We start from the raw sequence: 24,489 nt of genomic DNA on the forward strand, positions 1-24,489 counted from the left end.
TAATGGAAATTGAAAACTTCAGCTCAAGATCTTCAGGTGGTCTTCCCGGAAGGACAGCGAGATCCGGTTCCCCGAATGAACGTGAGACTGCCAATCCTGTTCAAGGGGGACTTTCACGAAACACTCGGCTTCTCCAGGACCACGGCATCGCAGCCGGACGTGGTCGCCAAAATAGATTGCGTCGAGTGTTTCGGTGTGGATAGCATTCGGCCCGGCCGTCAGCTGAGATTCAACAGATAGCCGTTCTGGGCGGATGACCGCCGTCGCCTGATGCCCGACGTCAGCACTCGCCACATTCAGCGCGCGCACCGTCGTCCCATCGGCGAGTTTCAGGTGGCAATAGCCGCCGTCCCTCGTGACGACAGTACCTTTGATTCGATTGTTGTCGCCGATGAAATTCGCGACAAAGAGATTTCTCGGCGATTCATACAGGCGATCCACGGTATCGAGTTGCTGAATCACCCCTTGATCGAACACGGCGACACGATCGGACATCGTGAGTGCTTCGCTCTGGTCATGCGTGACATAGACGAACGTCAGTCCGAGCGCCTCATGCAGTGCCTTCAACTCAAGTTGCATGTGTTCGCGCAATTGTTTGTCGAGCGCGCCGAGAGGTTCATCCATCAGCACGAGCTGAGGGTTGAAAACCAGCGCACGCGCAAGGGCGACGCGCTGCTGCTGGCCGCCCGAGAGTTGACTGGGCATCCGTTTTCCCAGCTTCTCCATGCCAACCATTTCGAGCGCTCGCTTTACCTTGGCATCGCGTTCGTCGGATGGCATTTTCCGAACCTTGAGGGGATAGTCCAGATTCTGCGCGACCGTTAGATGAGGAAAGAGCGCGTAATTCTGAAACACCATGCCGATATTGCGCTTGTGCGGCGGGATCCGGTTCAGCAGCTGACCATCGAGCCAGATCTCCCCGCCGGTCGGGTACTCGAATCCCGCGAGCATCATCAGGCAAGTCGTTTTCCCCGATCCGGACGGGCCAAGCAGGGTCAAAAACTCGCCTTTCTGGATATCGAGATTGAGATCTTTGACAACTAACGTTTCGCCGTCGTAGGTCTTTTTAACGTGACGAAAGCTCACGAGAGAATTGGTCTGATCCTGCATGGCTGTCTCCAATGTAAAAATATTTGTATCCCACTAGGGCCTCGCACACGCTAAATGTGCTCGCGCCGAACGACCTGAAGAAAGGTCGGCACAACCTTCTCATCGCGTGTCGCAACGACGCTCCTCTGGCACCACGCGTCACGCCGGATTGCTCTACTCGCCGCACTGCCCGACGTAGAAGCCCGTCTAGCTGGGCAGGTACTCCTCAGACCAGCTATCGCCGACCGCATGTCGAGCGACGAGCATCTCGATCTCCGCATCGCTATACCCGAACTCGCGCAGGACAGCGTGCGTCGACGCGCCGAATTTCTCGGCCGGTGGCAGCGCACGAATCCGCGCGTGACGTGGACGAATTGCAAAGGGATCGAGCTGCGTAACACATCGGCCACTCGGATGGTCCGCATAGACGCTGAACGAGTAGCTGCCGTTGTCGATACCGGAACGATCGTCGCAAGGCCTGCTGTAGTGCCGGCGCAGATTGACGATGTTGTCCGGGACCGCCGCAGCAATGTTGGCGGCCTGCAATCGGGTTTGCCATGTTTCAGCGGAGGCGGTATCGAGAGCACACGCGAGAAACGCAGCCGGATCCTCGGCGACGGCGATCCCGTTCAGACCGTCCACCCGATCCAGCTTATCCAGCTCACTTTCGCTGGTATCCACATAAATCCAGTTGTCCGCGGCGCGGAAGAAGCGGGACATCGCGCCAGAGCCGCGCACGTCACGACCGGACGGTTCGTCGAACGGGCGGCGGTTCGCATAGTCGTACGCGAACGGAATCTGCACCAGATTGCCAAGCGCAGCGAGAGAGGTTCTGGCACGCCCGACTTCGCCCGTTCTGGCCTTGCGATACAGCGCGGCCGCGACACCCAGTGCAGCCGCGAATCCGCACATGACGTCGATTGTTCCGACGTGAGCATGCTCCTCCGGTGTCTGCATGCCACCGCCGAATCGCACCATGATCCCCGTACATGCCTGGATCAGATCGTCGTAGCCGAGATAGTCGGTCCGCGGCCCGCGTCGCGGACCGCCAAAGCAGTCGAGTTGACAGAAGATCACGCCGGGATTGACGGAACGCAGGCTTGCTTCATCCAGCCCAAGCGGTGCGAGTTGACGATCAGGAGCGTTCATCACGATCACGTCGACAGACCGCGCAACGCGATTGAACACCTCGCGTCCATCCGGGTGATTCAGATCGACGAGCACGCTGCGTTTTCCACGGGCTGAAGACATCCCGAAGACAACGGTATTCCACGGATCGTAATTCGGCGCGACAGGGTCGAGTTTGATGACATCGGCACCGAACCGGCCGAGAAACGACGTCGAATGCGGCCCGGCAATCACGTTGGTCAGATCGAGGACGCGCACGCCGTCGAGCCAGCCCTGCGCGCCTGTCTTTGACGGAGGCGGCAGTTCGGCGCCCTGCTGCTCATCGAGAATGCCCAGCGCGTGCTCAAAAGTCACCGGACAGCGGGACTTCGGCGAGAGCATGGATTCGGCACAGTCTTCGAGCCACGAAACCGGTCCAGGTTGTTTCATCGCGCCGTACTCACGGTCGTCGACATCCACGACCAGCCCCGCAGCATTGGCATGATCGTCGTGCAGCCACTCCTGCGTAGTACGGTGCGCCGCTCCGGGGAATCCTCCTTCGCCGAAAATCCTTTCCCACTCGGCTGCGGTTTTCGTACGGAAGACTTCCTTCATGCGCGCCGAGATGCGCTTTGCCCAATGTTCTGGCAACGGATATACCCCTAACGACGCGTCCCCTTCCCATTCGGAAATCGGCAAGTACGGGTCATCGATCCTCGGCAATCCGGCCGCCAGCATTTCGTCGTAGAGTCCCATCGCCTGCAGGCAGCGCCGCGCGTGCGACCGATGCGACGGGCACACTGCGTAAAACTTCCGACCATCAGCACACTCGTACGTCCGGTAGAACGGATCGAGATACTCCTGAAGAGCTTCGTACGACAGATCCATCGGAAGATCATTCGAACGCCGTCGCTCAATTTCCTTTTCGCGCAGAGTCTTGTATCGCTCGGGATAGTTCTCAATATGAATCGAATTGTAGGAGAGCCCCTCCATCACCGCCGAAGCCAGAGGAACTTCAATTTCATCCCCCACTCCGGTGTGCTGCCGCGCCTGCAATGCCAGCGCGACTGCCGAGACTGCCAGCATGGCGCCGTAGGCCGACGCAAGCGGCAAAGGCGAGAAACTTGGGTTGATTCCCATCAGTACGCGGTTCTGCCCCATGTCCGAGAACACGCCTGAAGCGGAAGCGATAATCGGCTCGAAGGCCCGCCATTCGCGACGCAGTTGGTCGTTACTGGCGAAACCCGGCATTGAAAGTGTGATCAACTGCGGGCGCTCTTCACGCAGCTTCGCGAAATCGAGGCCCAGCCGCGTCAGCACGCCGGGCCGGAAATTCTCAATGACGATGTCCGCACGTCCGATGAGACTTCTAGCTTCTTCCAGCCCCTTATCGGCCTTCAGGTCGATCCGCAAGCAATACTTGTTACGGTTCAGTACCGCATTGGCCGGGCTGTCCCAAAGCGGGCCACCAGGCGGGTCGACGTGAATAACGGTGGCACCAAGGTCCGCGAGGATCATGGCGACAGCGGGACCTGCAATGTACTGGCCGAAATCGATAACTTTCACGCCGTTAAACGGCAATTGCTTGTTCTTTCCCATAATCTAGCGAGTCGCCTCCAAACTGGTCGCATCGCGCGACCTTCCATCATCGTGTTGTGGGTAAACCCGTGACTGCCAACCGTAAGCGTTGAGATGCGCGTTGGACGGCGGTCAAACTGGATGAAGGCAACTTTCGGCCAGAAGCCGTAGTGGGTAAAGCAATAAAAATAATGATGGTGGGTCTATTTTTTTTATGGCCGAGGCAATCGAGGAGGACGACTGCGGGCGCGGCATCGCGCTATGCCCCGGATACGCGAGCCCGCCCCGAAGTCAGTGTCGCGCGTGCGCTTCCTGCGCCTGTGCGCTTAACCATGCGACGAACGCAGCCGCATGAGGGTTAACAATGCTGTGCTGGGAGTAGACCAGGTAGAACGCCTCACTAGTAGGGAGGCGGGGTTTTAGCGGCGCGATCAGTTGTCCGGAAACCAGCATGTGCTCAACGAGAGATGACCGGGCGAGTGCAACGCCCTGGCCGAGTTCAGCGAACTTAAGTGCAGAAATCAGCGTATCGAACTGCATCCCCTTCGACGAGTCGATTTTGGATGCACCGGCTCTCTTGAGCCAGTATCCCCACCCCTCCTCGTAGCCCAGCACATGGAGAAGTTCGTGATGCGCGAGATCCTTCGGCGAGGAGAGAGGCGCGTTGGGAGAAGGCAACCCGGGAGCACACACGGGCAACAGCGTGTCCCAGGTCAGCCGCTCGGCACGCAGGCCGGTCCATTTCCCGTGGCCGTAGCGGATCTCCAGATCGGCCTCGACGTCGGTGACACTGCTGTCGCCTCCCCAGATATTGCTCGTGATGCGCAGATTGACGTTCGGATACCGCTGGCGGAAATCCGGCAGACGCCATGAAAGCCAGTGCGTGAAAAACACGAGACTGACACGCACGGTCACTATTTTCAGGTGCCCTTGCCCGAAAATTTCGTCTGTAGCGGCAGCGAGTCGCTCGATCGCTTCGTGGACGACCGGCAGATATGCGAGCCCCGCCTCGGTCAATTCAATGCCGCGCGGCAGGCGCTTGAACAATGCCGTGCCAAGCTGGGATTCGAGTCCTTTCACCTGCTGGCTCACGGCCGCCTGGGTGAGATTCAGCTCGGTCGCGGCGTGCGTGAAACTTAGGTGTCGGGCCGACGATTCAAACGCACGCAGCCAATTGAGCGGTGGGAGTCGTTTCATTTTGCGAATTGCAGTGGCGGATCGGGACGCGACCGGAGATATTGGTATTCTATTGCGTCGGCACTGTCCTGGTCGCTCGTTGGACGAAGTGGCTTGTGACAACGTGAGAATGCATAAGTCGCATACCTGCGGCCGGGAGTACGGTCTGTCCACGCATGCCGCCGACTTTCGATAAAAGCACGAAATGTGTGGAAGCGCACTCTGGTCAGAGATCCCCGGAGCAGCCATTCGAAAGCGTTTGGCGCAGGCCGTTTTCGGGCACCGCACGGATCACGAACTACCATGAGCGGTGGTCGCGTCAATGGCGACCAGGGTCGTTTGCCCGAACGATATGCGACCGATACGAATCGATGCGGACCCCGAGTAATCGGTAGAACCAGCCTCTTCGAATGGGAGCCATAGTTCAACCGTCGCCGGGAATGGCCGGCAGAGACCGAAACCCTATCCTTCCGTCCACCTTGCAGAAGCAAGCGATCTCGTCAACCGAAGAGAGCAGCCCTGCCCAGGCCAATTCATTTGGGGATTGGCAGACTGTAGCGCTGCCAATCCCGGTTCGCTCAGTTCGAGGTCGGTGAGCCCGGTCGTCGCTGCACGGCGAGTATCTGCAACGACGTTCTATGCATCAGGACATCACCTTGCTTATTTGGCGGTCGGCATCGCGAATTCTGCGCCCTTGCCGATGCTCGACGACCAGCGCTGCATTATCGACTTCTGCCGCGTATAGAACCGCACACCTTCCTCGCCGTACGCATGCATATCGCCAAACAGGCTCTTCTTCCAGCCGCCGAAGCCGTGCCATGCCATCGGCACCGGAATCGGCACGTTAATGCCAACCATGCCGACCTGAATTCGCCGCGCGAATTCGCGAGCGATGCCGCCGTCGCTGGTGTAGCAGGACACGCCGTTTCCGAACTCATGCGCGTTGATAAGGCTCACCGCCTCACCAAAATCCTTCACACGAACGCAGGCCAGCACCGGTCCGAAGATTTCTTCCTTGTAGATACGCATGTCGGGCGTCACGTGATCGAATAGTGTGCCGCCGGTAAAGAAACCCTTCTCGCGGCCCGGCACGCGAATGCCGCGTCCGTCGACGACCAGTTGCGCGCCTTCCTTCACGCCCTGCTCGATGTAACCCTCGATGCGCTGCAGTGCTTCGCCGGTGACGATCGGCCCCATTTCGACTTCGGGCGACATGCCGTCGCCGATTACGAGGTTTCGCGCACGCTCAGCCAGTGCGGGCACGATGCGATCTGCGACGTCGCCGACCAGCACCGCCACGCTGATCGCCATGCAGCGCTCGCCGGCTGAACCATAGGCGGCGCCGATCAGCGCATCGACCGCTTGATCGAGACTGGCATCGGGCATGACGACGAGGTGATTCTTCGCGCCACCGAGCGCCTGAACGCGCTTGCCGTGCTGCACGCCGCGCTGCTGCACGTAAGCGGCGATCGGCGTCGAACCAACGAAGCTGACGGCCTGCACGTCCGGATGATCGAGCAGTGCGTCGACCGCCGGCTTGCCGCCCTGAACAACGTTGAACACGCCGGCGGGCAAGCCAGCCTGGGTCAGTAGATCCGCGATGAACAGCGCGGCCGACGGATCGCGCTCGCTCGGCTTCAGCACGAACGTATTGCCTGCCGCGATTGCGACCGGGAACATCCAGCACGGCACCATGCACGGGAAGTTGAACGGCGTGATGCCGGCCACCACGCCAAGCGGCTGACGCATCGTCCAGTTGTCCATTCCAGTGCTGACCTGATCGGTGTAGTCGCCCTTGAGCAGTTGCGGAATCCCGCACGCGAACTCGACGATATCGATGCCGCGCGCGACTTCGCCTTGCGCGTCGGAGAACACCTTGCCATGCTCGGCGGTGATGATCGCCGCAAGCGTATCGCGATACTCGTTCATCAGTTGCAGGAAACGATGCATCACGCGCGCGCGCCGGATCGGCGGCGTGTTTGACCAGGCAGGAAAGGCGGCTTGCGCTGCGGCAACCGCCTGCTGCACTTCGTCTTCGCCGGCGAGCGCGACGCGCCGCGCCGCCTGGCCGGCCGCGGGATTGAGCACGTCCTGGAAGCGTCCGCTGCGGCCAGGCAGTCGTTCGCCGTTGATGTAATGGCCGACGTCGTCGGTCGAAGTGAAGGCGGGTACTGGATTCATTGTCGTCTCCTGATAGGGAAGGCCCCAGTCTAGGGAAACGACGCAGGCAGGAGAAGACCGGTATGATTGATTCACTGTTCAGAATACTGAATAATGACCGAATGAATCCACAAAATGTCCAAGCGCTTTGGCCGCACATCCATTCGCTGACTGTGCTCGCCACGACCGCGAGTTTCACGGCCGCCGCACAGCGGCTGGGAATCAGCAAGGCTGCGATGAGCCAGCGCATCGCCGATCTCGAGGAGGCCGCCGGCGTGCCGCTCGTGCGTCGGACGACGCGCAGCGTGCGGCTCACGGAGGCAGGGCAGACGCTCGTCGACAGTACGCGCGAGGCCTATGAGACGATCGAGGTGAATTTCGCGCGCGTGAAGGATCTGGCTGGCGAGCCGCGTGGCCTCGTGCGCGTCACGGCGCCCGTTGCGCTCGGCAGGCAGCAGATCGTGCCATTGCTGCCGGCGTTCATCGAGCGATATCCCGGGGTGCGGATCGAGCTGGAGCTGTCGGACCGGCTGTTTTCGCTGTCCCAGGAGGGCTTCGACGTCGCGATTCGTCATACAACGACCGCGCCGCAGACACATGTGGCCTGGACGTTGTGCGAGACACGCTCGCTGCTCGTCGCGAGCCGGGAGTATCTGGCGCGGCGCGGTACGCCCGAACATCCGAACGCGCTCGTCAATCACGACTGTCTGTGCTATCTACGCGGCAACGAGCCGACAGCATGGAGCTTCGAGCCGCGCGACCGGCGGAAAAGCCGGGTCAGCGTGCCGGTGCGCGGCTGCTTCGCGGCGAACAACAGCGAGGCGATGCGGGAAGCTGCGCTCGGCGGGCTCGGGATCGCGCTGCTGCCCGATTTCAGCGCGCAGCGCGACATCGACGCCGGCAACCTCGTGCCGCTGCTCGGCGCGTGGCATCCGTCGGGCGCATTCGGCGATCATATCTTCGCGATCCGGCCATACAGCCCGATCGTGCCGAGCGCGGTGCGCGCACTGGTGAAGTATCTACGCGAGCGATTATCCGGAGGGTTTTAGTTGCCCTGGACAGGCAACCATTTATCAGCATTACGCCGAAGTCGGCGAAAGATTTCACGACGACTGGAATCCGCGCCCGGTCGTGACAAGCCGAGCGTGAAGAACCGGCAGACGCTTCAGGAAGTCTGCGGCCGGCTACCCGCGCACAACAACCTCTGGCACCAAACATAAAGCGCCAAAGTACCAAAACCGAACGGCGCCGTGAACGCCCGGTGCCGGTAGCGCTGCTCGCCCCGAAAAGGAAGCGGAGGCCACGAATCGGGATTAACGGTGCCATGATGAAGTCTCGATCCTCGTCAACTTCCGCAGGAATGAGCAAAGAGCGTTTCGCCTTCCTACGGCGCCGACTGGACCGCTTGTATTCAGGGTTGCCCCGATGCTACTCGCTCACGACTTTGCGAAACCGCGTATCTGGGAACTGCATTAATTGTTTATCGAAGAAGCGTAACAGTCCATCTGGCTTCTTCGATAAACAATAGATCTGACCGGGATTCGTGCCCGCGAATTTTCCAGTGTCAATGACCGCAGTGGCGTTGGTTTTGACGTCAGTGTTGAAAGCTCTCCGACCGCCGCCGCGTATTACGTCGAACAGCGATCCATGCCCCGTGACGTCCCTTCCCGTCGCGACGTCCGCTATTTGGACCCGTCTGCCCGGCCACGCAGCGCAGAGCAACGCGGCGGTGATGCCACGTTTCATCCAGATGCATTGATAACATCGAAACATCAATACTTCTAAAAAATGCACTTATCGCGTAACTCCATTTGCGTGAGTATGTGTACTCAGGATTCCAGCCAGATTAGAACGAAAGTAAAACGCATCGGAGACAAGGCTATGTACAACGCCAGGCGCACCTGGAGCGGCTAACGATCGCCCCTTTGGCCGGGTAGTCTCAAGCCCCAGCCGGTTCGAGCACCGGACAACTCAACACACATCAGCCACGCGCGCCGAACGCCATCGGCGTCACCACGCTTGTCACGCCTGGCGCATTCGCCTATCGACCCATCCGAACACCCGTTTCTTTTATATCGCTATGCCCTTCAGGAGACAACTTCATGCAAATCACCGGTATGTTGCACGGCGCGCGTCTGTTGCAATTCGTCGGATTCCCGGCGAGTGAGATCCTCGGCCCGAGCGCCAGCGAGGAGGAGATCAAGACTATGATCGATCGTCATCGCCAGATCTTCATCAAACCCGTCTTCAAAGGCGGAGTCGGAAAGAAGGGCAAGGCGGGTTTACTCGGCCGCGCGACCGATCTCAAGACGGCGTTGATCGAAAAAGAGCGGTTGTACTTCGCCGAGCATTCGGTCGGCCATCTGAAAGCAAAGTCGAATGGCGTGACGTTCGAAGCCGGCGTTCCGGCCCAGCATGAGGTCTATTTCTCGATCACCGACTCCACGCGTTTTCGTGCGCCGACCATGACGCTCTCGCATAAGGGCGGCATGGATATCGAAGAGGTCGACCCGAGGCACGTGGCGATGGTGCCCTTTGACGCGTTGACGGGCCTGAAGGCGTTCGTCGTGGCCAACGCGCTGAGCGAGATCGGTGCCCCGAAGGAGATCATCTCGCCGCTCGTGCAGCAGTTGCCGAAGCTCTGGGAGCTCTTTCACGATTTCGGCATGACGACACTGGAGTTGAATCCGATCCGCATGCGCGAGGACAAGAACGGACGACTCACAGCCGTCGCCTGCGACTTCAAGTGCGGCTTCGATCGCGACGATCCGCGATGGACGCGCCTCGGGCTGCCGCAACACCTGTTCGCCGCGGACTACTCCGACTTCGAGCAGGAGATCAATCAGTTGCGCACACACCAGGGCCAGAGCGACGTGTATGTGATCAACGAGGAAGGCACGATTCTCGCGCCGACGTTCGGCGGCGGCGCCAACTCGCTCGTGACGGAAATGCTCGGCGACGCCGCGATCATTTCGTCGGATTTCGGCGGCAATCCGCCGTACGCGAAGATGAAGGAAGTGGCCCGTATCTGCTTCAAACACTGGCTCAAGCAGTCGAATGTGCTCTTCATCATCGGCGGCAAGTCGAACAACACCGACATCTTCGAGACGCTGCGAGCGATGGCCGACGCTCTTCGCGAACACTTCAGCGAGTATGGGCCGACGCCGCTTTACGTGGTGCTGGGCCGGGGAGGCCCGAACCTCGTGCGTGGGATGGCCGCGCTGAGAGACACATGCGAGTCGCTCGGTCTGCCCTATCGGCTCTTCGGATTCGACTCTGACATCAGCGAGGTCATCCAGTACGCGCGCGAGGCGGATGCCTGGATGCGCGCCGGTGGCCGGGCCGAGATCGCAGCACGGATCGGCGTACCCGCGACGGAAACCGAAACGGCTCAAGCCTGAGGAGAGCAACATGTATAAGCAAAACAGCAGCCAGTTCAAGTATTTCGTCGGCGTCAACTCGCTGGCGCAGATCGCCACGCGTGACGATCGCGTGTGCGTGCTCAATATCCTGGGCGGTGAGTCCTCGGACGTGACGCCCGTCAGTCATGCGTTCTCAGGCGGGAATATTGTCTTCGGCACGGCGCCGGGCAAAGGCGGGCAAGTGCTCACCACATCGATCGGAGATATCCCGGTCTACAACAACGTCCGCGAGGGTCTGGAAGCGGGGCATCGGTTCAACTGCGGCGTGGTCTATCTGCCGCCATCGGCGGCTCGCGACGGCGTCGCCGAACTGATTCGCGTCAATCCCGATCTGAAAAAGATTTTCATCATCACCGAAAAGATCGCCGTACACGACGCCCGCGAAATTCGCGCGATGGGTCAGCAAGCGGGCATCGACATCTTTGGTGCGAACGGGCTCGGCGTCGCTGACTCGTGGAATCGCGTGAGAATTGGCGGAGCACTCGGCGGCGATAGTCCGGACGATTCATTGCGCAAGGGATCGATCGCCATCTTCTCGAACTCCGGCGGCTTCAGTACGACGATCGCGCAATACTTGCGCATGAGCGGCTGGGGCACGTCGACCGTCATCTCGAGCGGCAAGGACGTCTACATTCACTATGCCGCGCCGGAATTTGCATTCGCACTTGCCAACGATGCTCGAAGCAAGGCCGCTGTGCTCTATTGCGAACCGGGTGGCTACTATGAGGCCGATGCGGTCTTCACGAAACCGGTGGTCGCCTGTGTGGTGGGCCGGTGGAAGAGCCGCCTCACGCGTGCGGTAGGCCATGCGGGCGCGATGGCCGGCGGCTCCGACGACGCGCAAGCCAAGGAGCGCTGGTTCATGGAAAAGTTTGGCGTGGACTGCCTCTTCACGCCTGACGATCCGTGCTGCTCCGCCAAGGGCGCGGTCGTCACGAACATCGCGCATATCCCGGCGGCGCTGACCGCCATCATGCGCGCCAACGCGACGATGCCTGACTTCGAACCCGAAGGCAGCCTTGCGCTCAAGCCGTGGTTCGGCTCCGACCAGGGAATTCAGCTTCCGTCCGACCTTGCCATCCCTGTAGTGGGAGCAGTCGCGCCTTACGACGAGCAAGTCCTGCAGCTCAATCGGCAAGTCGGTGCAGTTGCGCCACGTCAGGCGTTAAAGGATGCGTCGGGAGCATCGCAGATGGATGCGAAAACGCAAGTGAGCAGCCTGTATGGCGCCTCGATGCTCGACGCGGCGACGCATTCGCTCGAAGCGAACGTCAGCCTTGCCCTGCTTCACGAGTTCGGCGGAGAAAACGACGAGAAGCTCATCGATGTCGCGATCGCTGCGTGCGTCAATCTGCACGGAACGCCGGAACTCGCGGCAGCGCAAGCCGCACGCGAGGCCGGCAATGCACCCAACGCCATCCTGGCCGCCGCGGCCTCGATCATCGGGCCGAATCGTCAGCGGGCGGCGCGGGATGCCGCGAAATGGATGATCGAACGCTTCTCGGCAGCCGGCCTTACGAGTGCGCTCGACGAGAACTTCGACATTGCCCTGATCGACCTCAGCGGCTGCGAGCCGCTCTTTGCCGACACACGCGATTTGCGCGCCGAAGGGATGCTCGCGGGACTCGCCGAGCGCCGAGTCAGATCGGTCCTCGTGCGCTGGCTCACGTCTCAGCCCGCTCACCCGACAGCAGACGCTGTTCTGGCCGCGATCTCCATGACGCTCGCGTGGGGACCGCTGATGCGCAAGCGCATCTCGCGCGTCACGGCCGAAAGCCTGCCCTGGTGGACCATGTTGTTCGGGACGCTGATCGGTGCATCGGCGGACGCCTCGCGACACCGTCCCGACGGCTTTTGCGGCTTTACGACGCAAGCGCTGCTGAACGAACGCAGCCTGACAGAAATCTGTTTCGCCGCGTTGCTCAACCTCGCGCCGGAGCCCAACGATCTGTTCGCCTTCAAGACGCTCGTCGGACTGCTGCTCACCAACGGTCCGGGAGCCATCTCGGCGCAGGGAGCAAAGGGCGCGGTATCCGCTGACGGCCCGGAAAGCCCCGAGCGCGTGCAACTGAACAAGGCGCTGGTCGGCTTTCTCACCCATACAGGCTATACGCACGGCGGCAATGGCTATGAAGGCATCGCTTTCCTGATCGAAGCGTTCAGGGACAGCGGGCTTGCCGATCCGTCCGACCCCGCGCACGGCGTAGACCTGCGCTCGCTGGCCGAGCGCTCGGTCGAGCGCTATGCGCAGTACAAGGCACGACAGAAGCATGCCGGCAGCCTCGATATCGCGAAGCTGCCGGGCGTGAACCATCCCGTCTTCAAGGACAGGCCGGTCAACTACGATCCACGCGAAGTGTTCATCGCGGAACTGTGCGAGAAGCGTGGGGAATATAACGTGTTCCATGCTTTCTATCGCGAAATGGCGCAGGCGTTGTTTGATGCCGGCGTCTCCCGCAACGTGTACTGCGTAAACGTCGATGCCGTGATCGCGGCGCTGCTGCTGAAGATGCTGTGGCAGCCGCTGCAACGTGGTGAATTGACTGAGACCGATCTGGAAACCGCCGCATTCACGATCTTCCTTTATCCCCGCATGCTCGGATGCGCGGCGGAAATCGACGATCACCTGAACCGGGGGCGCAACATGGACACCCGAACGCCCGCGTCCCAGTGCCGCTTCGTAGCTTGAGCGCTTCGCCCACGCTGATAACCAGCGGACATCAATCGTTTCGAAAATAGCACTTATCGTTTCGTGTGCTTCGGGCGAATATTCGACAAACAACAAATCGCCCGAACACTGCAAGTTCAAAATTTCTGGAGACACCTCAATGCATCCCTCCTCACCCCCGCTGGCCCCCGGGCAATCGAAGGCATCCGCCGTGCTACGCGTGACGGCAGGCAACTTCCTGGAGCAGTTCGACTTCTTCCTGTTCGGCTTCTATGCCACGAAGATTGGCGCGGTCTTTTTCCCGGCGGGGAGCGAGTTCGCTTCACTGATGATGACGTTCGCAGTGTTCGGCGCGGGCTTCCTGATGCGGCCGCTCGGCGCAATCATCCTCGGCGCGTATATCGACGATGTCGGTCGCCGCAAGGGCCTGATTGTCACGCTGTCGATCATGGCGAGCGGCACCATCCTGATCGCGTTCGTGCCCGGCTATGCGACGATCGGACTATTCGCCCCGGCGCTGGTTCTCATTGGCCGTCTGCTGCAGGGTTTCTCCGCGGGTGCGGAACTGGGCGGCGTATCGGTTTATCTCGCCGAGATGGCGACGCCGGGCCGCAAGGGTTTCTTCACGAGCTGGCAGTCGGCGAGCCAGCAAGTGGCGATCGTCATCGCTGCCGCGCTCGGCTTCGCGCTGAATCATTGGCTCGACACGGCGGCGATCGCCGCGTGGGGATGGCGCGTGCCGTTCTTCGTCGGCTGCATGATCGTGCCGTTCATCTTCATCTTGCGGCGCAATCTCGAGGAAACGCAGGACTTCAAACAGCGCCAGCATCGCCCGAGCATGAAAGAAGTCTTTACGACGCTCGTGCAGAACTGGAATGTCGTGATCGCGGGCGTGCTGCTGGTCGCAATGACCACGACGAGCTTCTATCTGATCACGGTGTATGCGCCGACGTTTGGCAAGACGGTCCTGCATCTGAGCACCGCCGATAGCCTGCTCGTCACGCTGTGCGTGGGGATCTCCAACTTCATCTGGCTGCCGATTGGTGGCGCCCTGTCGGACCGGATCGGACGCCGTCCACTCCTTCTCGGAATGACGATCCTCGCAATTGCGACCGCCTATCCCGCGCTATCGCTGCTGGCTCACGCGCCGAGCTTCGTCAACATGCTGCTTGTGCTGCTCTGGCTTTCGTTCATGTACGGGATGTACAACGGCGCGATGATTGTCGCGCTCACCGAAGTGATGCCGGTCGAAGTGCGCGTCGCTGGATTCTCGCTGGCCTACAGCCTCGCAACGGCGGTCTTTGGCGGTTTCACACCCGTTATCTCGACCGCCCTCATTCACGTGACGGGCGACAAAGCCGCGCCGGGCTACTGGATGAGCTTCGCCGCGGTGTGCGGGCTCGGTGCCACGCTCGCACTGTATCGGCGCCGTTCCGTTCCGCTGCATGCGGCTTCCTGAAGCATCGCTTCGCTCCTCGAACTTAGCGTGACGTTCTTTCAACCATGAAATCCATCCTTCTGAAAATCTGCACTGCGGCGCTCCTCGGCAGCGCCGCCGCTGCGGCGAATGTGCAGGCCGCCGATCTGCACGTGATGAGCTCTGGCGGCTTCACCGCCGCCTACAAGCTGCTCGGCCCGAAATTCGCGGCGTCCACGGGCAACACGCTCGATACCGCGCTCGGACCGTCGATGGGCAAGTCGCCGGAGGCCATTCCGAACCGGCTTCAGCGCGGCGAGCCTGCCGACGTGGTGATCATGGTCGGCTATGCACTCGACGACCTCATCAAGCAGGGCAAGGTAATCCCCGATTCGCGCGTCGAGCTCGCGGATTCGCGCATCGGGATGGTCGTGCGCGATGGCGTGCCGAAGCCCGACATCGGATCTGAGGCGGCGCTCAAGGAAACCTTGCTGCATGCCCGGTCGATCGCCTACTCGGATAGCGCGAGCGGCGTCTATATCGAGCGCGAGTTGTTCAAGCGGCTCGGCATCGAGGACCAGGTGAAGACCAAGGCGAAGATGATCCCGAAGATCCCGGTGGCGTCAGTGGTTGCAACCGGCGACTATGAAGTGGGATTTCAGCAGGTGAGTGAGTTGCTCCCGGTGAAGGGCGCGGCTTACGTCGGCAAGATTCCGGAGTCGATGCAGTCCGTCACGCGCTTTGCAGCCGGCATCCCGGTCGGCGCGCAGCATCCGAAGGAAGCAAAAGCGCTGCTCGACTATCTCGCGTCGCCCGCCGTGCAGCCGGAGGTGACATCGACCGGGCTCGATTCCGTCGCCACGCATTGAGACGACGGCAACGATTCAGCCCGGCAGGTCGGCGGGCTGATCGAAAGCTTCTTCGGGCTCATGCGACAGGCTCAATGCATCCTTCAGACGCGTGCGGTCGCAGGCGTGCTCCCACATCGATACGAAGATCACCGCGCAGGCGTTGCTGATTACGCTCGTGAGGGCACGCGCCTCGGACATAAAGCGATCGATGCCGACCAGTAGCGCGACGCCTGCAACCGGCAGATCGGGAATGACGGCGAGCGTCGCGACGAGCGCAACCAGTCCGCTGCCCGACACGCCCGCCGCGCCCTTCGAGGTGAGCAGCATGACCGCGAGCATCGTGGCGATCTGGCCGCCCGAAAGGTGTACATCGCACGCTTGCGCGATGAACATGGAGGCGAGCGTCAGATAGATCGCCGTACCGTCGAGATTGAAGGAATAGCCGGCAGGCAGCACGAGACCCACGATGCCTTTGTCGCAGCCAAGCGCTTCGAGCTTGACGATGAGGCGCGGCAGCACCGGTTCGGTCGACGACGTCGCGAGCACGATGACGAGTTCCTCGCGAATGTAGCGCAGCAAACGCCACAGGGAGAAGCGATGCAGGCGTGCGAGGAGGCCGAGCACGCAGACGACGAACAGCAGGCACGCCGCATAGAACGACAACATCAGCATGCCGAGCGAGCCAATAGAATGGATGCCGAAACGGCCCACCGTGAACGCCATCGCGCCAAATGCCCCCACGGGGGCAAGCCGCATGATCAGCGCGAGGATGCGGAACAGCACGTGTGCGACGCTATCGATGAATTCCTGCACTCGCCGTCCGGCGTTTCCGCTGGCGTTCAATGCGAAGCCGAACAGAAGGGCAAGCAGCAGGACCGGCAGAACCTCGCCTTTGTCGAAGGCGCCGACGAGCGTCTCCGGAATCAGATGCAGTGCGAACTCGGTGAGCCCGTGCGACTGCGTGCGCGTCGAATACTGCGCCAGGACGGCCGTGTCCAGATGATGCGGGTCGATGTGCAGTCCCGCACCCGGATGCAGCGCAAACGCGGTCGCGAGGCCCAGAACGAGCGCAACAATGGTGAGAACGTAGAACAACGCGAGCGCCTTCAGGATGGTCCGGCCGATCTTCGAACCGCTCGCAAGCGACGTGATGCCGATGACGATCGTGCAGAAGACGATTGGCGTGATCATCATGCGAACCAGCGCGACGAACGCATCGCTGAGCGGTTTCAGCGACGCGCCGAGCTGTGGCCAGAAGTGGCCGACGGTCATGCCGAGCCCCATTCCAAGCAGGACCTGGACGTAGAGCAGCCGCAATGGCCTTGGCAGTGTCATGTCGAGGTCTTCTTCGCCGCGCGCACCATGCCGCTGCGCTTCGTGTCGAGAATCGTCTGATAAAACTGCTGCGCGGCCGGCGCAAGCGGACGCCCCCGGCGCCTGACAATACCGACTCGCCTCGTTACGACCGGATCGACGAGCGGCACGCTGGTCAAAATCGGATGGTCGCGCATGGGCATTGCCATCGAAGGCACCGCTGCCACACCGAGTCCCGCTTCGATCAGGCCGAGCATGGTGGTGACATGGCGTGTCTCGCAGACGCTCGGCGCTGCCGGCGCCACGTTGGTCAACGCCTGATCGAGCAGCAGGCGGTTGCCGGAAGTCTTGTCCACGGATACATATTCATGTTCATAAAGCTCGCTCCAGGTCACCTGCTTTTTCCGGGCAAGGGGATGATCGCGACGGCACGCGGCGACGAACCGTTCCTGCAGCAGGACCTTGAACTCGACCTCGGTTTCCTGGCTGCCCATGAAGCTGACGCCGAAATCGGCTTCACCGCTGATGACCGAGCCGAGCACATCGTTGGCGCTCGAGTCCAGCAGCTTTACCCGGATCCGCGGATAGCGGCTGTGATAGGCGGCGACGACGCTCGGCAGGAAATAGTAGGCGACCGACGGCACGCATGCGATGGTTACGTGACCGAGGCGGCTGGTGGAGACGTCGCGGATGCCGAGCAATGCAACATCGAGATCGTCGAGAAGTTGTTCCGCGCTTGGGGCGAATACGCGACCTATGGTGGTGAGCGTCACGCTGCGGGTGGTCCGCTCGAAGAGCCGCACGCCGAGCGCCGCTTCGAGCTTCTCGATGCGCCGGCTTAGCGCTGGCTGCGAAATATTGACGGCCTCGGCCGCTTTGCGGAAGCTCCCCAACTCCACGACAGCTCGAAACGCCTGCAGATCGTTCAGGTCGAAGTTGACACCCACGGGACATCCTCCGCATTATCGATGCGGCTATTTTGCATGATGCGGGTGAAAGCGCCCATCGAGGAGAACACCCGGTGATTAGCTCGCGAGGGGTACCGAAGTCGGATCAAGGGGTCGACCCGATACGATAATTCGACGAGACGCGATAGTCGAACACGTCATCAACTTGACAGATCCGCCCGAGGCATTGGTCGCGCTCGCATGCAGCCGTGGTGATCGAAAACTGCACCGAGCAGCTGTTTCTGTGTTTTGCAGCCGGTAAGCCTGGCGCTGTCGCCGTGCCCATCAATACGGCCGCGCGGGGTGACCTGCTCAAGTACTATCTGACGCTCCCAGCGGTTCAGAGAGTAGCCGATCGCTTCGACCATCGGTGCCTTCGGCCAAAGAATCGCGAGTTTCTCCCTCATCGACGTCTCGAGGTGTATTAGCCTGGACTGCACCTGACAGGTGGTCGCGGAAGCAAACGGAGCAACTGATTCAGTGAGGGATCAGTTTCTCCCTGGCTACGGCGGCGATGCGCGTTTCGATGGCATGCCGGAACATCCTCGAACGCTCGGAAGGCTCCATCATCAATATCGCCTCCATGCCCAGCTATATCGGCGATGCCGAGGTGCCGGCATACTGCGCGAGCAAGACCGGCATACTCGGTCTGACCCGCGCGCTTGCGCTTACCTTCGGTATGGCCAAAGTGCGCGTCAATGCGATTGCTCGGGGATACCATCGGACCGGGATGACCCGTGCACTTCGGGAAATCCCCATAAGCGCCAACAAGATTGCAGCGCGCAGCGTGCTCAAACGTTGGGGCGAGGTCGACGATCTGGTTGGTGCCGCTTTGTTTCTGGCTTCGCCGGCAGCTTCGTTCATTACCGGCGCGACTTTGCCGATAGACGGCGGCTATGTGAGCGGAGTCCGATTTCGCCCGTAATCAGGCGTCAGCCGGCGCCCTTGACGCGCTGTCTGGCCAGCATGAACGCACGCGCCTTGTCCGTCAGCCGCGACTAACGTCCGGCACGCTACTGCAAATGAACTGCACCGCAAAACTCAATGCTCAACCTAAGAGTTCTACGATTGCGGATGCAGCAGCTTCCTGTCCGCGCACGACACTGCGAGCCCGGAGGTATTCACCCGGACGCTTATGCGCGCGCCTGCACTGAGTGCGGCGGGCATGACGGCAACGCCTCCAGAAAGCCGCGCCCCATCTCGCGCTCGAAGCGCAACGGCGTGCCCTCCCAGATGATTCGCGCGTGTTCGAGCACATACACACGATCTGCGTGCGGTAACGCGAACGTGACGTTCTGCTCGCCGAGTAGCACTGTGATCGGCGTGGACTTCTGCATCGATTCCAGCGCCTTTGACAAATGCTCCAGAATCACGGGCGCAAGACCGAGTGTCGGCTCGTCCAGAATCAGCAGCTTCGGCTGCATCATCAGTGCCCGGGCAATCGCGAGCATCTGCTGCTCGCCGCCAGACAGCGTTCTGGCGGCCTGGCTCTGGCGAGATTTCAGTATCGGGAAGAGATCGAACAGCCACGCGAGCTGATCCGCGCGGACGCTGTCGGCGAGATGGTAGCCACCCAGGTCGAGGTTTTCGCGAACCGTCATATCGCTGAAAAGCTCGCGCGTTTCCGGGCACTGCACGATGCCCGCGCGGGCGATCGCTGCGCCGCTCAGACCCCTGAGATTCTGTTCGCCGAAGCGGATTCCCCCTTGATAAGGTACGAGACCGGAGATGGCGTTGAACAGCGTCGTCTTGCCTGCGCCGTTGAGTCCCACGATCGAAACGAATTCTCCCTCGCCCACATGTAGATTGACTCCATCGAGCGCCCTCGCCTTATCGTACTGCACGCCTACCTCTTCCAGCTCTAGAAGAACGGGCCTGCTGATCCCGTTGGCGGGCGCGCGTTCCCGCACCTCGAGCTTGCCGCCAAGATAAACGCGGCGCACCGTTTCGTTTCGCATCACCTCGTCGGCGGTGCCTTCCGCAACATGCTCGCCGAGATACATGGCGAGCACGCGATCGACTAACGCCGCCAGGCTCTTCACGTTGTGATCCACGAGCAGCACCGCGCGGCCCTCCTCGCGAAAGCCGCGGATGAGTTCCGAAAATGCCGCCGACTCCGCCGCAGTCAGGCCCGCGAATGGCTCGTCGATTAGTACGATTCGCGGATCGCGCGCGATCGCCTTGGCCATCTCCATGCGGCGCAGATCGGCAAACGGCAGCGTCGCCGGATGTCGATGCATGACGGCGCTCAGGCCGACACGTTCCGCAATCACGCGCGCACGCTGGTTCACGTGCGGATCGGCGGCGAGCTTCGTTAGCGAATCGGGCAGCAGCGCAAGCTTGATATGTTCCAGCACCGTCTGCCGGTGCAGCGGTCGCGAGTGCTGGAACACGATGCCCACCCCCGCGCGCGCAATCCGGTGCGGCGCCCATCCGGCCGTCTCGACGCCGTCTACCTTCACCGATCCCGCATTCGGCCGCTCGATGCCCATGATGAGCTTCATCACCGTCGACTTCCCCGACCCATTTGGGCCGATCAGCCCCAAAATTTCGCCGGGCCGGATATCGAAGCCAATATCCTTGACGGCGACGAGTCCGCCAAAGCGCTTCGTGAGCCCACGCACTGCGAGAAGAGGCGAGTCGTTCATTCTTTTTCCCCCACGCGCAGCAGGTTACCGAGCAGGCCGTCGGGGAAGAACAGAATGACGGCGAGCGCCACGGCCGCGACCACGAAGGTGTTGATCTGGCCGAGCGGACGCAGGAACTCACCGGCGACGATGAGAAAAATGGATCCGAGCACGGCGCCGAGTATCGTGCGGCGTCCGCCGAGCACCGCCGCGATGATGATCTGAACCCCCACGCCGAGATCCACTACGGTACTGACGGAAGCCGTGCCCTGATAGAAGACCAGCATCGCGCCCGCCACTCCCGAAAAGACAGCGCTGATGCAGAACGCCGCGAGCTTGTGTTTGGTCACATTGAAGCCGAGCGCCTGCGCGCCGATCGTGTCCTGGCCGCTCGCCTGCAAAATCAGGCCGATTGCCGAGCGCGACAGGCCGAACAACAGGATTGCGCACACCACCAGAAAGGCGAGCGCGATCCAGTAGTTATACCGGGCATCGATAGACATCACGTCCGGCACCATCATGCCAATCTCGCCGCCCGTCACGCCCGCGAAGATCACGATGGCGTTCTGCAACAGCAGCACGGCAACCAGGGTGACGAGACCGAAGTATGGCCCGCGCAGCCGCAGCGCCGGCACCGCGAGCAGCAGCCCGCCGATGAGCGCGACGAACCCGCCTGCAATCACGCACACGGGTATTGGCGGGCCCCATCTGGCATCGATCATCGCGGCAGAATAGGCGCCCAGTCCGATCAGAAAAGTTGGACCGAAATTCACTTCGCCGGCAAAACCGAACAGTAGGTCCCATGACATCGCAAAGACGCCGAAATAATATGCGACGGTCAGCACGCCGAGGATGTAGCCGGACAACCACCAGGGCAATGTCGTCGCGGCCATGGCGAGCAATATGGCAACCCATATCGCTCGCGAACGCAGAAGGACGGTCATGACGATGTGCTCCGTTGATGCGCCGCGTTGATGTGCCGGGCTAACGCCGTCCAAGGAAACCTTGCGGGCGAACGTACACGACCAGCACCAGCAGCAGCAACGCCGGCAATGGCCGCAGCGTCGGCGCGACGAGATAGGCGGTGACGGTCTCAAGATACCCGACCACATAAGCGGCCATCAACGACCCGGACACGCTGCCGAGTCCGCCGAGCACGACTATCGAAAATGCGCTCGCCGTGAGCTGACCGGTGTTGTTGGTGCTCACGCCGAGAAACGATGCGAGCAGCACGCCGGCGATGCCCGCCAGCACACCGTAAATCGTCCACGCGAGCAAATAGATGCGCGACAGTTCGAAGCCAAGCAGCGTGAGACCGCGCGGGTTCATCGACGCCGCGAGCAGCGCCTTGCCGAGGCGCGTGCGGTTCACGAACAGCCACAGCAATCCGATCACCACCCAGCAGAGCACCGCGATCATAATCTCGTTGAACGGGACGCGCACCCCCGCGATGCTTGCGACGCCGGTAATCAGAGGGCGCATGGTCACGGGATTGTCGGAGAAGAGCCAGGCCATGCCTTGCTGGATCATGATGCCCCACAGAAGCGTGCCCGTAAGCACGAAGATTTCCTTCTCCTCGCGGGGAATCGCGGCCGAGCGCTGAATCGGGCGCACCACCATCAAATACGTGATGTATGCCGTAATCAATCCGGCGAGCACGCCGAGCGGCGTGCCGAGATACGTGCCGAGGCCGGCTTCGCCGGCGAGCATCCAGCCCATCAATGCCGCCACCAGCATGACGCCACCGTGCGCCAGATTGAGCACGCCTGACACGCCGAAGATCAGCGTGAAGCCGATGGCGCCCAACGCGTAGAGGGAACTGATCGCAAAGCCGTCGATAAGAATCTGCAGTAGCAGCATGCCCCGCCCTTCATGTCGATGGTGGATATCGATGCACGGGCTATCTGGACGCACGCCCATGCGGGCCCAGACAGCTTCGGACAGTATCAGCCGCCGGCACGGTTGAATCCGCGCGACGGCAGGCACTGGGCACTTCCGGCATTTCCCGGCGTGTGTCTAGTTCGCGGCGGCGTGCTGCACCTTGACGAAAGCCGGGAACCTGGCCGTGCCGTTCGCTACTGATTTCGGCCAGAGCGCAACCTGCTTGCCGCCCTGCCATTGCAGGTTGATACCCGTGATATAGCCGGGCCCGTACTTCAGCGCATGCGTGAACTGATCGCTTTTGCCGTAGAACTGCCAGCGGCCGATCGTACCGACATAGTCCGTCTTTTCGAGCGCATCGACCATCTGGTCTGGGTCGGTCGAGCCTTTGTTGCGTTTGATCGCATCCGCAAGAATGTAGATGAGGTCATAGCTCGTGAAGCCGCAATAGGCCGGCGATACACCGAATTTCTTCTGATACGCGTCGACGAACGGCACGGTCTTCGGCGTCATCGCAACGCCCGGCGCTGCCGCGGAAGCCGTGATCACGCCGTCTGTCGCGCCGTTCGTGTCCTTCCAGAAGCTCGTGGTGGTGGCCTGCGAACTCTGGCCCGTCATCGGAATCGGCACCTGCTGGTCATGCCATTGCACCGTCGGCTGGACGCCGACATGGCTGATGCCCGTCGTGATCGTATCGGGATGCTTTGCCTCGATCTGATTGAAGATCGGCGTGAAATCGGACGTGTCCGGATTGAAGCGTATGTGATCGAGCACTTGCAAGCCTGCTTTGGGCAGACATTCGAGGAAGCGCTCGTCGAGCGGTTTGGTCCACGCCGCGTCTTCGCTCATCACGACGGTCGTTTTCATCTTGAACTGGCCAACCAGAACATCGTGCGAAAAATCGCAGATCGATTGCGCGATGAAAGCCGATGTCATCCAGCCGTGGAAGGTGTACTTGTAGTGGTCGTAGTCGTCATGAACATGCTTCGAAATGTCGTTACTCGCCGCACCCGGCGTAATGAACGGCATTTTTAGCCGGGCGGACCAGGGCTCCATCGCGAGCGCCACTTCACTGATGTAGCTGCCGATCACGGCCACTACCTTGTCTTGATTCGCAGCCCGCTGGAACGCGCGAACACCGTCGGACGCCGACGAATGATCGTCATACGCGATGATCTGGATAGGCCGGCCGTTGACGCCGCCGTTGGCGTTGATCTCGTCCGCGGCAAGTTGCGCGGACTTGCTGATGGAGGCGCCTGCAACCGCCGACTCCTCGCTGATTACCCCGATCTTGATGGGGTCCCCCGCTGCATATGCGCTTGCCGTGAACCCCAGGCTCGCTGCCATCGTACCCGTTGCGATGACGCGGGAGATTTCCCGCCACGTTCTATTCCTGGACATCGTGTTCTCCGATTCTCGACGATCGTTGAGCGACATTTGCCCCGCACATTGCAGCTTCGAAGGATGCGTGTACAACAGTATCACTCTGGTTTTGTGCACTACATCGGTAATAACGATTACGTGGATTGCGCGGATTTCATCGTGCAAAGCAACAAAGGACAAAGGAATTACGGTCTTTTTTTGCGCGGCGGGATGCAGGGACTGCGGGCACCCTGCCGCGCGTGGCTCTTTCCTCGCTACTGTCCGGTGACGTCAAAGACCAGGTTGACGGGCGAAGGTCCGAACGAGAGCATCGGCACCAGCTTCGTCTGGTTCACACCCGGCTTGCTCCAGTCGCACACGCCTGCCGGGAAGATCGTCCGCAGGCGCGCCATCTGATCCGCCGAAAGAGGAACCTTGTAGTCGTTCGAATCGACTGGCTTCAACTGACACCTGGCGATGTCGGCAGCGACGGGCCCACCCGCCTGATAACGCGGAAACGTCCACGATGGCAACAGCGTGTTGCATTGCGTGGTCGGCTGGTTCGACAGGGTTTGGGTTTCCGCAATGCAAGTCGACGGATCGCTGCAGCAACCGTCCACCGCATTGTTCGCTTGTCGCGAATCACCTTGTCGCGTTGCGATCCGGCACCGGCGTCGGTCTCGTACGTCGGGACCCACTGGATGAACGTATTCCATGCCGTCGCGGCTGCACAACAATCAGCGCAAAAGCGTCCGGATTCGTTCTCGCACTCAGCGCGACGAGGGCTGAACCCGGTATTCTGGCAAGCGCGTTGCACAGCATGCCTAAGCATCATTTTCGCCGGACAGGTTTGTGGTGCAAGCCTGTCGAAGGCTGTGTCCACAGCGATC

General features: G+C 61.1%; 18 protein-coding genes. 6 read left to right on the forward strand and 12 right to left on the reverse strand.

Going from position 1 to position 24,489, the window contains the following annotated elements:
* Positions 1–18 precede the first annotated feature (18 nt).
* The 4 genes from HV770_RS26275 to HV770_RS26290 form a co-directional block, all read right to left on the reverse strand.
* The gene (locus HV770_RS26275) at positions 19–1,110 is read right to left on the reverse strand and encodes an ABC transporter ATP-binding protein (protein ID WP_175164482.1); all 1,092 of its coding nucleotides are present in this window, start codon (positions 1,108–1,110) and stop codon (positions 19–21) included.
* 186 nt (positions 1,111–1,296) lie between these two features.
* Positions 1,297–3,795, reverse strand: a complete 2,499-nt coding sequence (locus tag HV770_RS26280; RefSeq protein ID WP_175164484.1) for a CoA transferase — start codon at positions 3,793–3,795, stop codon at positions 1,297–1,299.
* Between the two features lie 270 nt (positions 3,796–4,065).
* On the reverse strand, positions 4,066–4,971 hold the full coding sequence (locus HV770_RS26285) for a LysR substrate-binding domain-containing protein (RefSeq protein WP_175164486.1): 906 nt from the start codon (positions 4,969–4,971) through the stop codon (positions 4,066–4,068).
* A gap of 639 nt (positions 4,972–5,610) precedes the next feature.
* A complete protein-coding gene (locus tag HV770_RS26290; protein WP_175164488.1) occupies positions 5,611–7,131 on the reverse strand; it encodes a CoA-acylating methylmalonate-semialdehyde dehydrogenase in 1,521 nt (506 codons plus the stop codon).
* A gap of 101 nt (positions 7,132–7,232) precedes the next feature.
* Here HV770_RS26290 and HV770_RS26295 point away from each other — a divergent pair, with 101 nt between their 5' ends.
* The 5 genes from HV770_RS26295 (at position 7,233) to HV770_RS26315 (ending at position 15,486) form a co-directional block, all read left to right on the forward strand.
* A complete protein-coding gene (locus HV770_RS26295; protein WP_175164490.1) occupies positions 7,233–8,159 on the forward strand; it encodes a LysR family transcriptional regulator in 927 nt (308 codons plus the stop codon).
* Between the two features lie 1,053 nt (positions 8,160–9,212).
* Positions 9,213–10,511, forward strand: a complete 1,299-nt coding sequence (locus tag HV770_RS26300; protein WP_175164492.1) for an ATP citrate lyase citrate-binding domain-containing protein — start codon at positions 9,213–9,215, stop codon at positions 10,509–10,511.
* 10 nt (positions 10,512–10,521) lie between these two features.
* Entirely contained in the window at positions 10,522–13,221 is a 2,700-nt protein-coding gene (locus HV770_RS26305; RefSeq protein ID WP_175164495.1) for a CoA-binding protein, read from the forward strand.
* Between the two features lie 139 nt (positions 13,222–13,360).
* On the forward strand, positions 13,361–14,659 hold the full coding sequence (gene tcuC / locus HV770_RS26310; protein WP_175164497.1) for an MFS transporter: 1,299 nt from the start codon (positions 13,361–13,363) through the stop codon (positions 14,657–14,659).
* A 44-nt stretch (positions 14,660–14,703) separates the two neighbouring features.
* Entirely contained in the window at positions 14,704–15,486 is a 783-nt protein-coding gene (locus tag HV770_RS26315) for a substrate-binding domain-containing protein (RefSeq protein WP_175164499.1), read from the forward strand.
* A gap of 15 nt (positions 15,487–15,501) precedes the next feature.
* Here the strand turns inward: HV770_RS26315 and dctA are convergent, their stop codons facing one another.
* The 3 genes from dctA to HV770_RS26330 form a co-directional block, all read right to left on the reverse strand.
* Positions 15,502–16,803, reverse strand: coding sequence for a C4-dicarboxylate transporter DctA (gene dctA, locus HV770_RS26320; RefSeq protein WP_175164501.1), 1,302 nt, complete (start codon positions 16,801–16,803; stop codon positions 15,502–15,504).
* Positions 16,800–17,729 (reverse strand): LysR family transcriptional regulator, encoded by a 930-nt coding sequence (locus HV770_RS26325; RefSeq protein ID WP_175164502.1) that lies wholly within the window; start codon positions 17,727–17,729, stop codon positions 16,800–16,802. Before HV770_RS26325 ends, dctA begins: the two co-directional genes overlap by 4 nt.
* Positions 17,730–17,890: 161 nt before the next feature.
* Positions 17,891–18,136: a hypothetical protein gene (locus HV770_RS26330; RefSeq protein ID WP_175164426.1), complete on the reverse strand. Its 246-nt coding sequence runs from the start codon at positions 18,134–18,136 to the stop codon at positions 17,891–17,893.
* Positions 18,137–18,243: 107 nt separating this feature from the next.
* Here HV770_RS26330 and HV770_RS26335 point away from each other — a divergent pair, with 107 nt between their 5' ends.
* A complete protein-coding gene (locus HV770_RS26335) occupies positions 18,244–18,654 on the forward strand; it encodes an SDR family oxidoreductase (protein ID WP_175164504.1) in 411 nt (136 codons plus the stop codon).
* A gap of 208 nt (positions 18,655–18,862) precedes the next feature.
* Here the strand turns inward: HV770_RS26335 and HV770_RS26340 are convergent, their stop codons facing one another.
* The 5 genes from HV770_RS26340 to HV770_RS26360 all read right to left on the reverse strand — a co-directional run bounded on the left by HV770_RS26340 (position 18,863) and on the right by HV770_RS26360 (position 24,219).
* On the reverse strand, positions 18,863–20,377 hold the full coding sequence (locus HV770_RS26340) for an ATP-binding cassette domain-containing protein (protein ID WP_175164512.1): 1,515 nt from the start codon (positions 20,375–20,377) through the stop codon (positions 18,863–18,865).
* Positions 20,374–21,300 (reverse strand): branched-chain amino acid ABC transporter permease, encoded by a 927-nt coding sequence (locus tag HV770_RS26345; RefSeq protein WP_175164514.1) that lies wholly within the window; start codon positions 21,298–21,300, stop codon positions 20,374–20,376. Before HV770_RS26345 ends, HV770_RS26340 begins: the two co-directional genes overlap by 4 nt.
* Positions 21,301–21,340: 40 nt before the next feature.
* A complete protein-coding gene (locus HV770_RS26350; protein WP_175164516.1) occupies positions 21,341–22,216 on the reverse strand; it encodes a branched-chain amino acid ABC transporter permease in 876 nt (291 codons plus the stop codon).
* Positions 22,217–22,372: 156 nt separating this feature from the next.
* Positions 22,373–23,638 carry an ABC transporter substrate-binding protein gene (locus HV770_RS26355; RefSeq protein ID WP_175164518.1) on the reverse strand — a complete coding sequence of 422 codons (1,266 nt, stop codon included), beginning with the start codon at positions 23,636–23,638 and terminating at the stop codon, positions 22,373–22,375.
* A gap of 236 nt (positions 23,639–23,874) precedes the next feature.
* Positions 23,875–24,219: a DUF6351 family protein gene (locus HV770_RS26360; protein WP_175164520.1), complete on the reverse strand. Its 345-nt coding sequence runs from the start codon at positions 24,217–24,219 to the stop codon at positions 23,875–23,877.
* Between the last annotated feature and the right edge of the window lie 270 nt (positions 24,220–24,489).

This window comes from Paraburkholderia fynbosensis (genome assembly GCF_902859935.1).
In the GTDB taxonomy this organism is placed as follows: Bacteria; Pseudomonadota; Gammaproteobacteria; order Burkholderiales; family Burkholderiaceae; genus Paraburkholderia; species Paraburkholderia fynbosensis.

Excerpts from the sequence above, each read along its gene's own strand:
- HV770_RS26275 (WP_175164482.1), bottom strand. The coding sequence starts at position 1,110 with ATGCAGGATCAGACCAATTCTCTCGTGAGCTTTCGTCACGTTAAAAAG.
- HV770_RS26280 (WP_175164484.1), bottom strand. The coding sequence starts at position 3,795 with ATGGGAAAGAACAAGCAATTGCCGTTTAACGGCGTGAAAGTTATCGAT.
- HV770_RS26285 (WP_175164486.1), bottom strand. The coding sequence starts at position 4,971 with ATGAAACGACTCCCACCGCTCAATTGGCTGCGTGCGTTTGAATCGTCG.
- HV770_RS26290 (WP_175164488.1), bottom strand. The coding sequence starts at position 7,131 with ATGAATCCAGTACCCGCCTTCACTTCGACCGACGACGTCGGCCATTAC.
- HV770_RS26295 (WP_175164490.1), top strand. The coding sequence starts at position 7,233 with ATGAATCCACAAAATGTCCAAGCGCTTTGGCCGCACATCCATTCGCTG.
- HV770_RS26300 (WP_175164492.1), top strand. The coding sequence starts at position 9,213 with ATGCAAATCACCGGTATGTTGCACGGCGCGCGTCTGTTGCAATTCGTC.
- HV770_RS26305 (WP_175164495.1), top strand. The coding sequence starts at position 10,522 with ATGTATAAGCAAAACAGCAGCCAGTTCAAGTATTTCGTCGGCGTCAAC.
- tcuC (WP_175164497.1), top strand. The coding sequence starts at position 13,361 with ATGCATCCCTCCTCACCCCCGCTGGCCCCCGGGCAATCGAAGGCATCC.
- HV770_RS26315 (WP_175164499.1), top strand. The coding sequence starts at position 14,704 with ATGAAATCCATCCTTCTGAAAATCTGCACTGCGGCGCTCCTCGGCAGC.
- dctA (WP_175164501.1), bottom strand. The coding sequence starts at position 16,803 with ATGACACTGCCAAGGCCATTGCGGCTGCTCTACGTCCAGGTCCTGCTT.
- HV770_RS26330 (WP_175164426.1), bottom strand. The coding sequence starts at position 18,136 with ATGAGGGAGAAACTCGCGATTCTTTGGCCGAAGGCACCGATGGTCGAA.
- HV770_RS26335 (WP_175164504.1), top strand. The coding sequence starts at position 18,244 with ATGCGCGTTTCGATGGCATGCCGGAACATCCTCGAACGCTCGGAAGGC.
- HV770_RS26340 (WP_175164512.1), bottom strand. The coding sequence starts at position 20,377 with ATGAACGACTCGCCTCTTCTCGCAGTGCGTGGGCTCACGAAGCGCTTT.
- HV770_RS26345 (WP_175164514.1), bottom strand. The coding sequence starts at position 21,300 with ATGACCGTCCTTCTGCGTTCGCGAGCGATATGGGTTGCCATATTGCTC.
- HV770_RS26350 (WP_175164516.1), bottom strand. The coding sequence starts at position 22,216 with ATGCTGCTACTGCAGATTCTTATCGACGGCTTTGCGATCAGTTCCCTC.
- HV770_RS26355 (WP_175164518.1), bottom strand. The coding sequence starts at position 23,638 with ATGTCCAGGAATAGAACGTGGCGGGAAATCTCCCGCGTCATCGCAACG.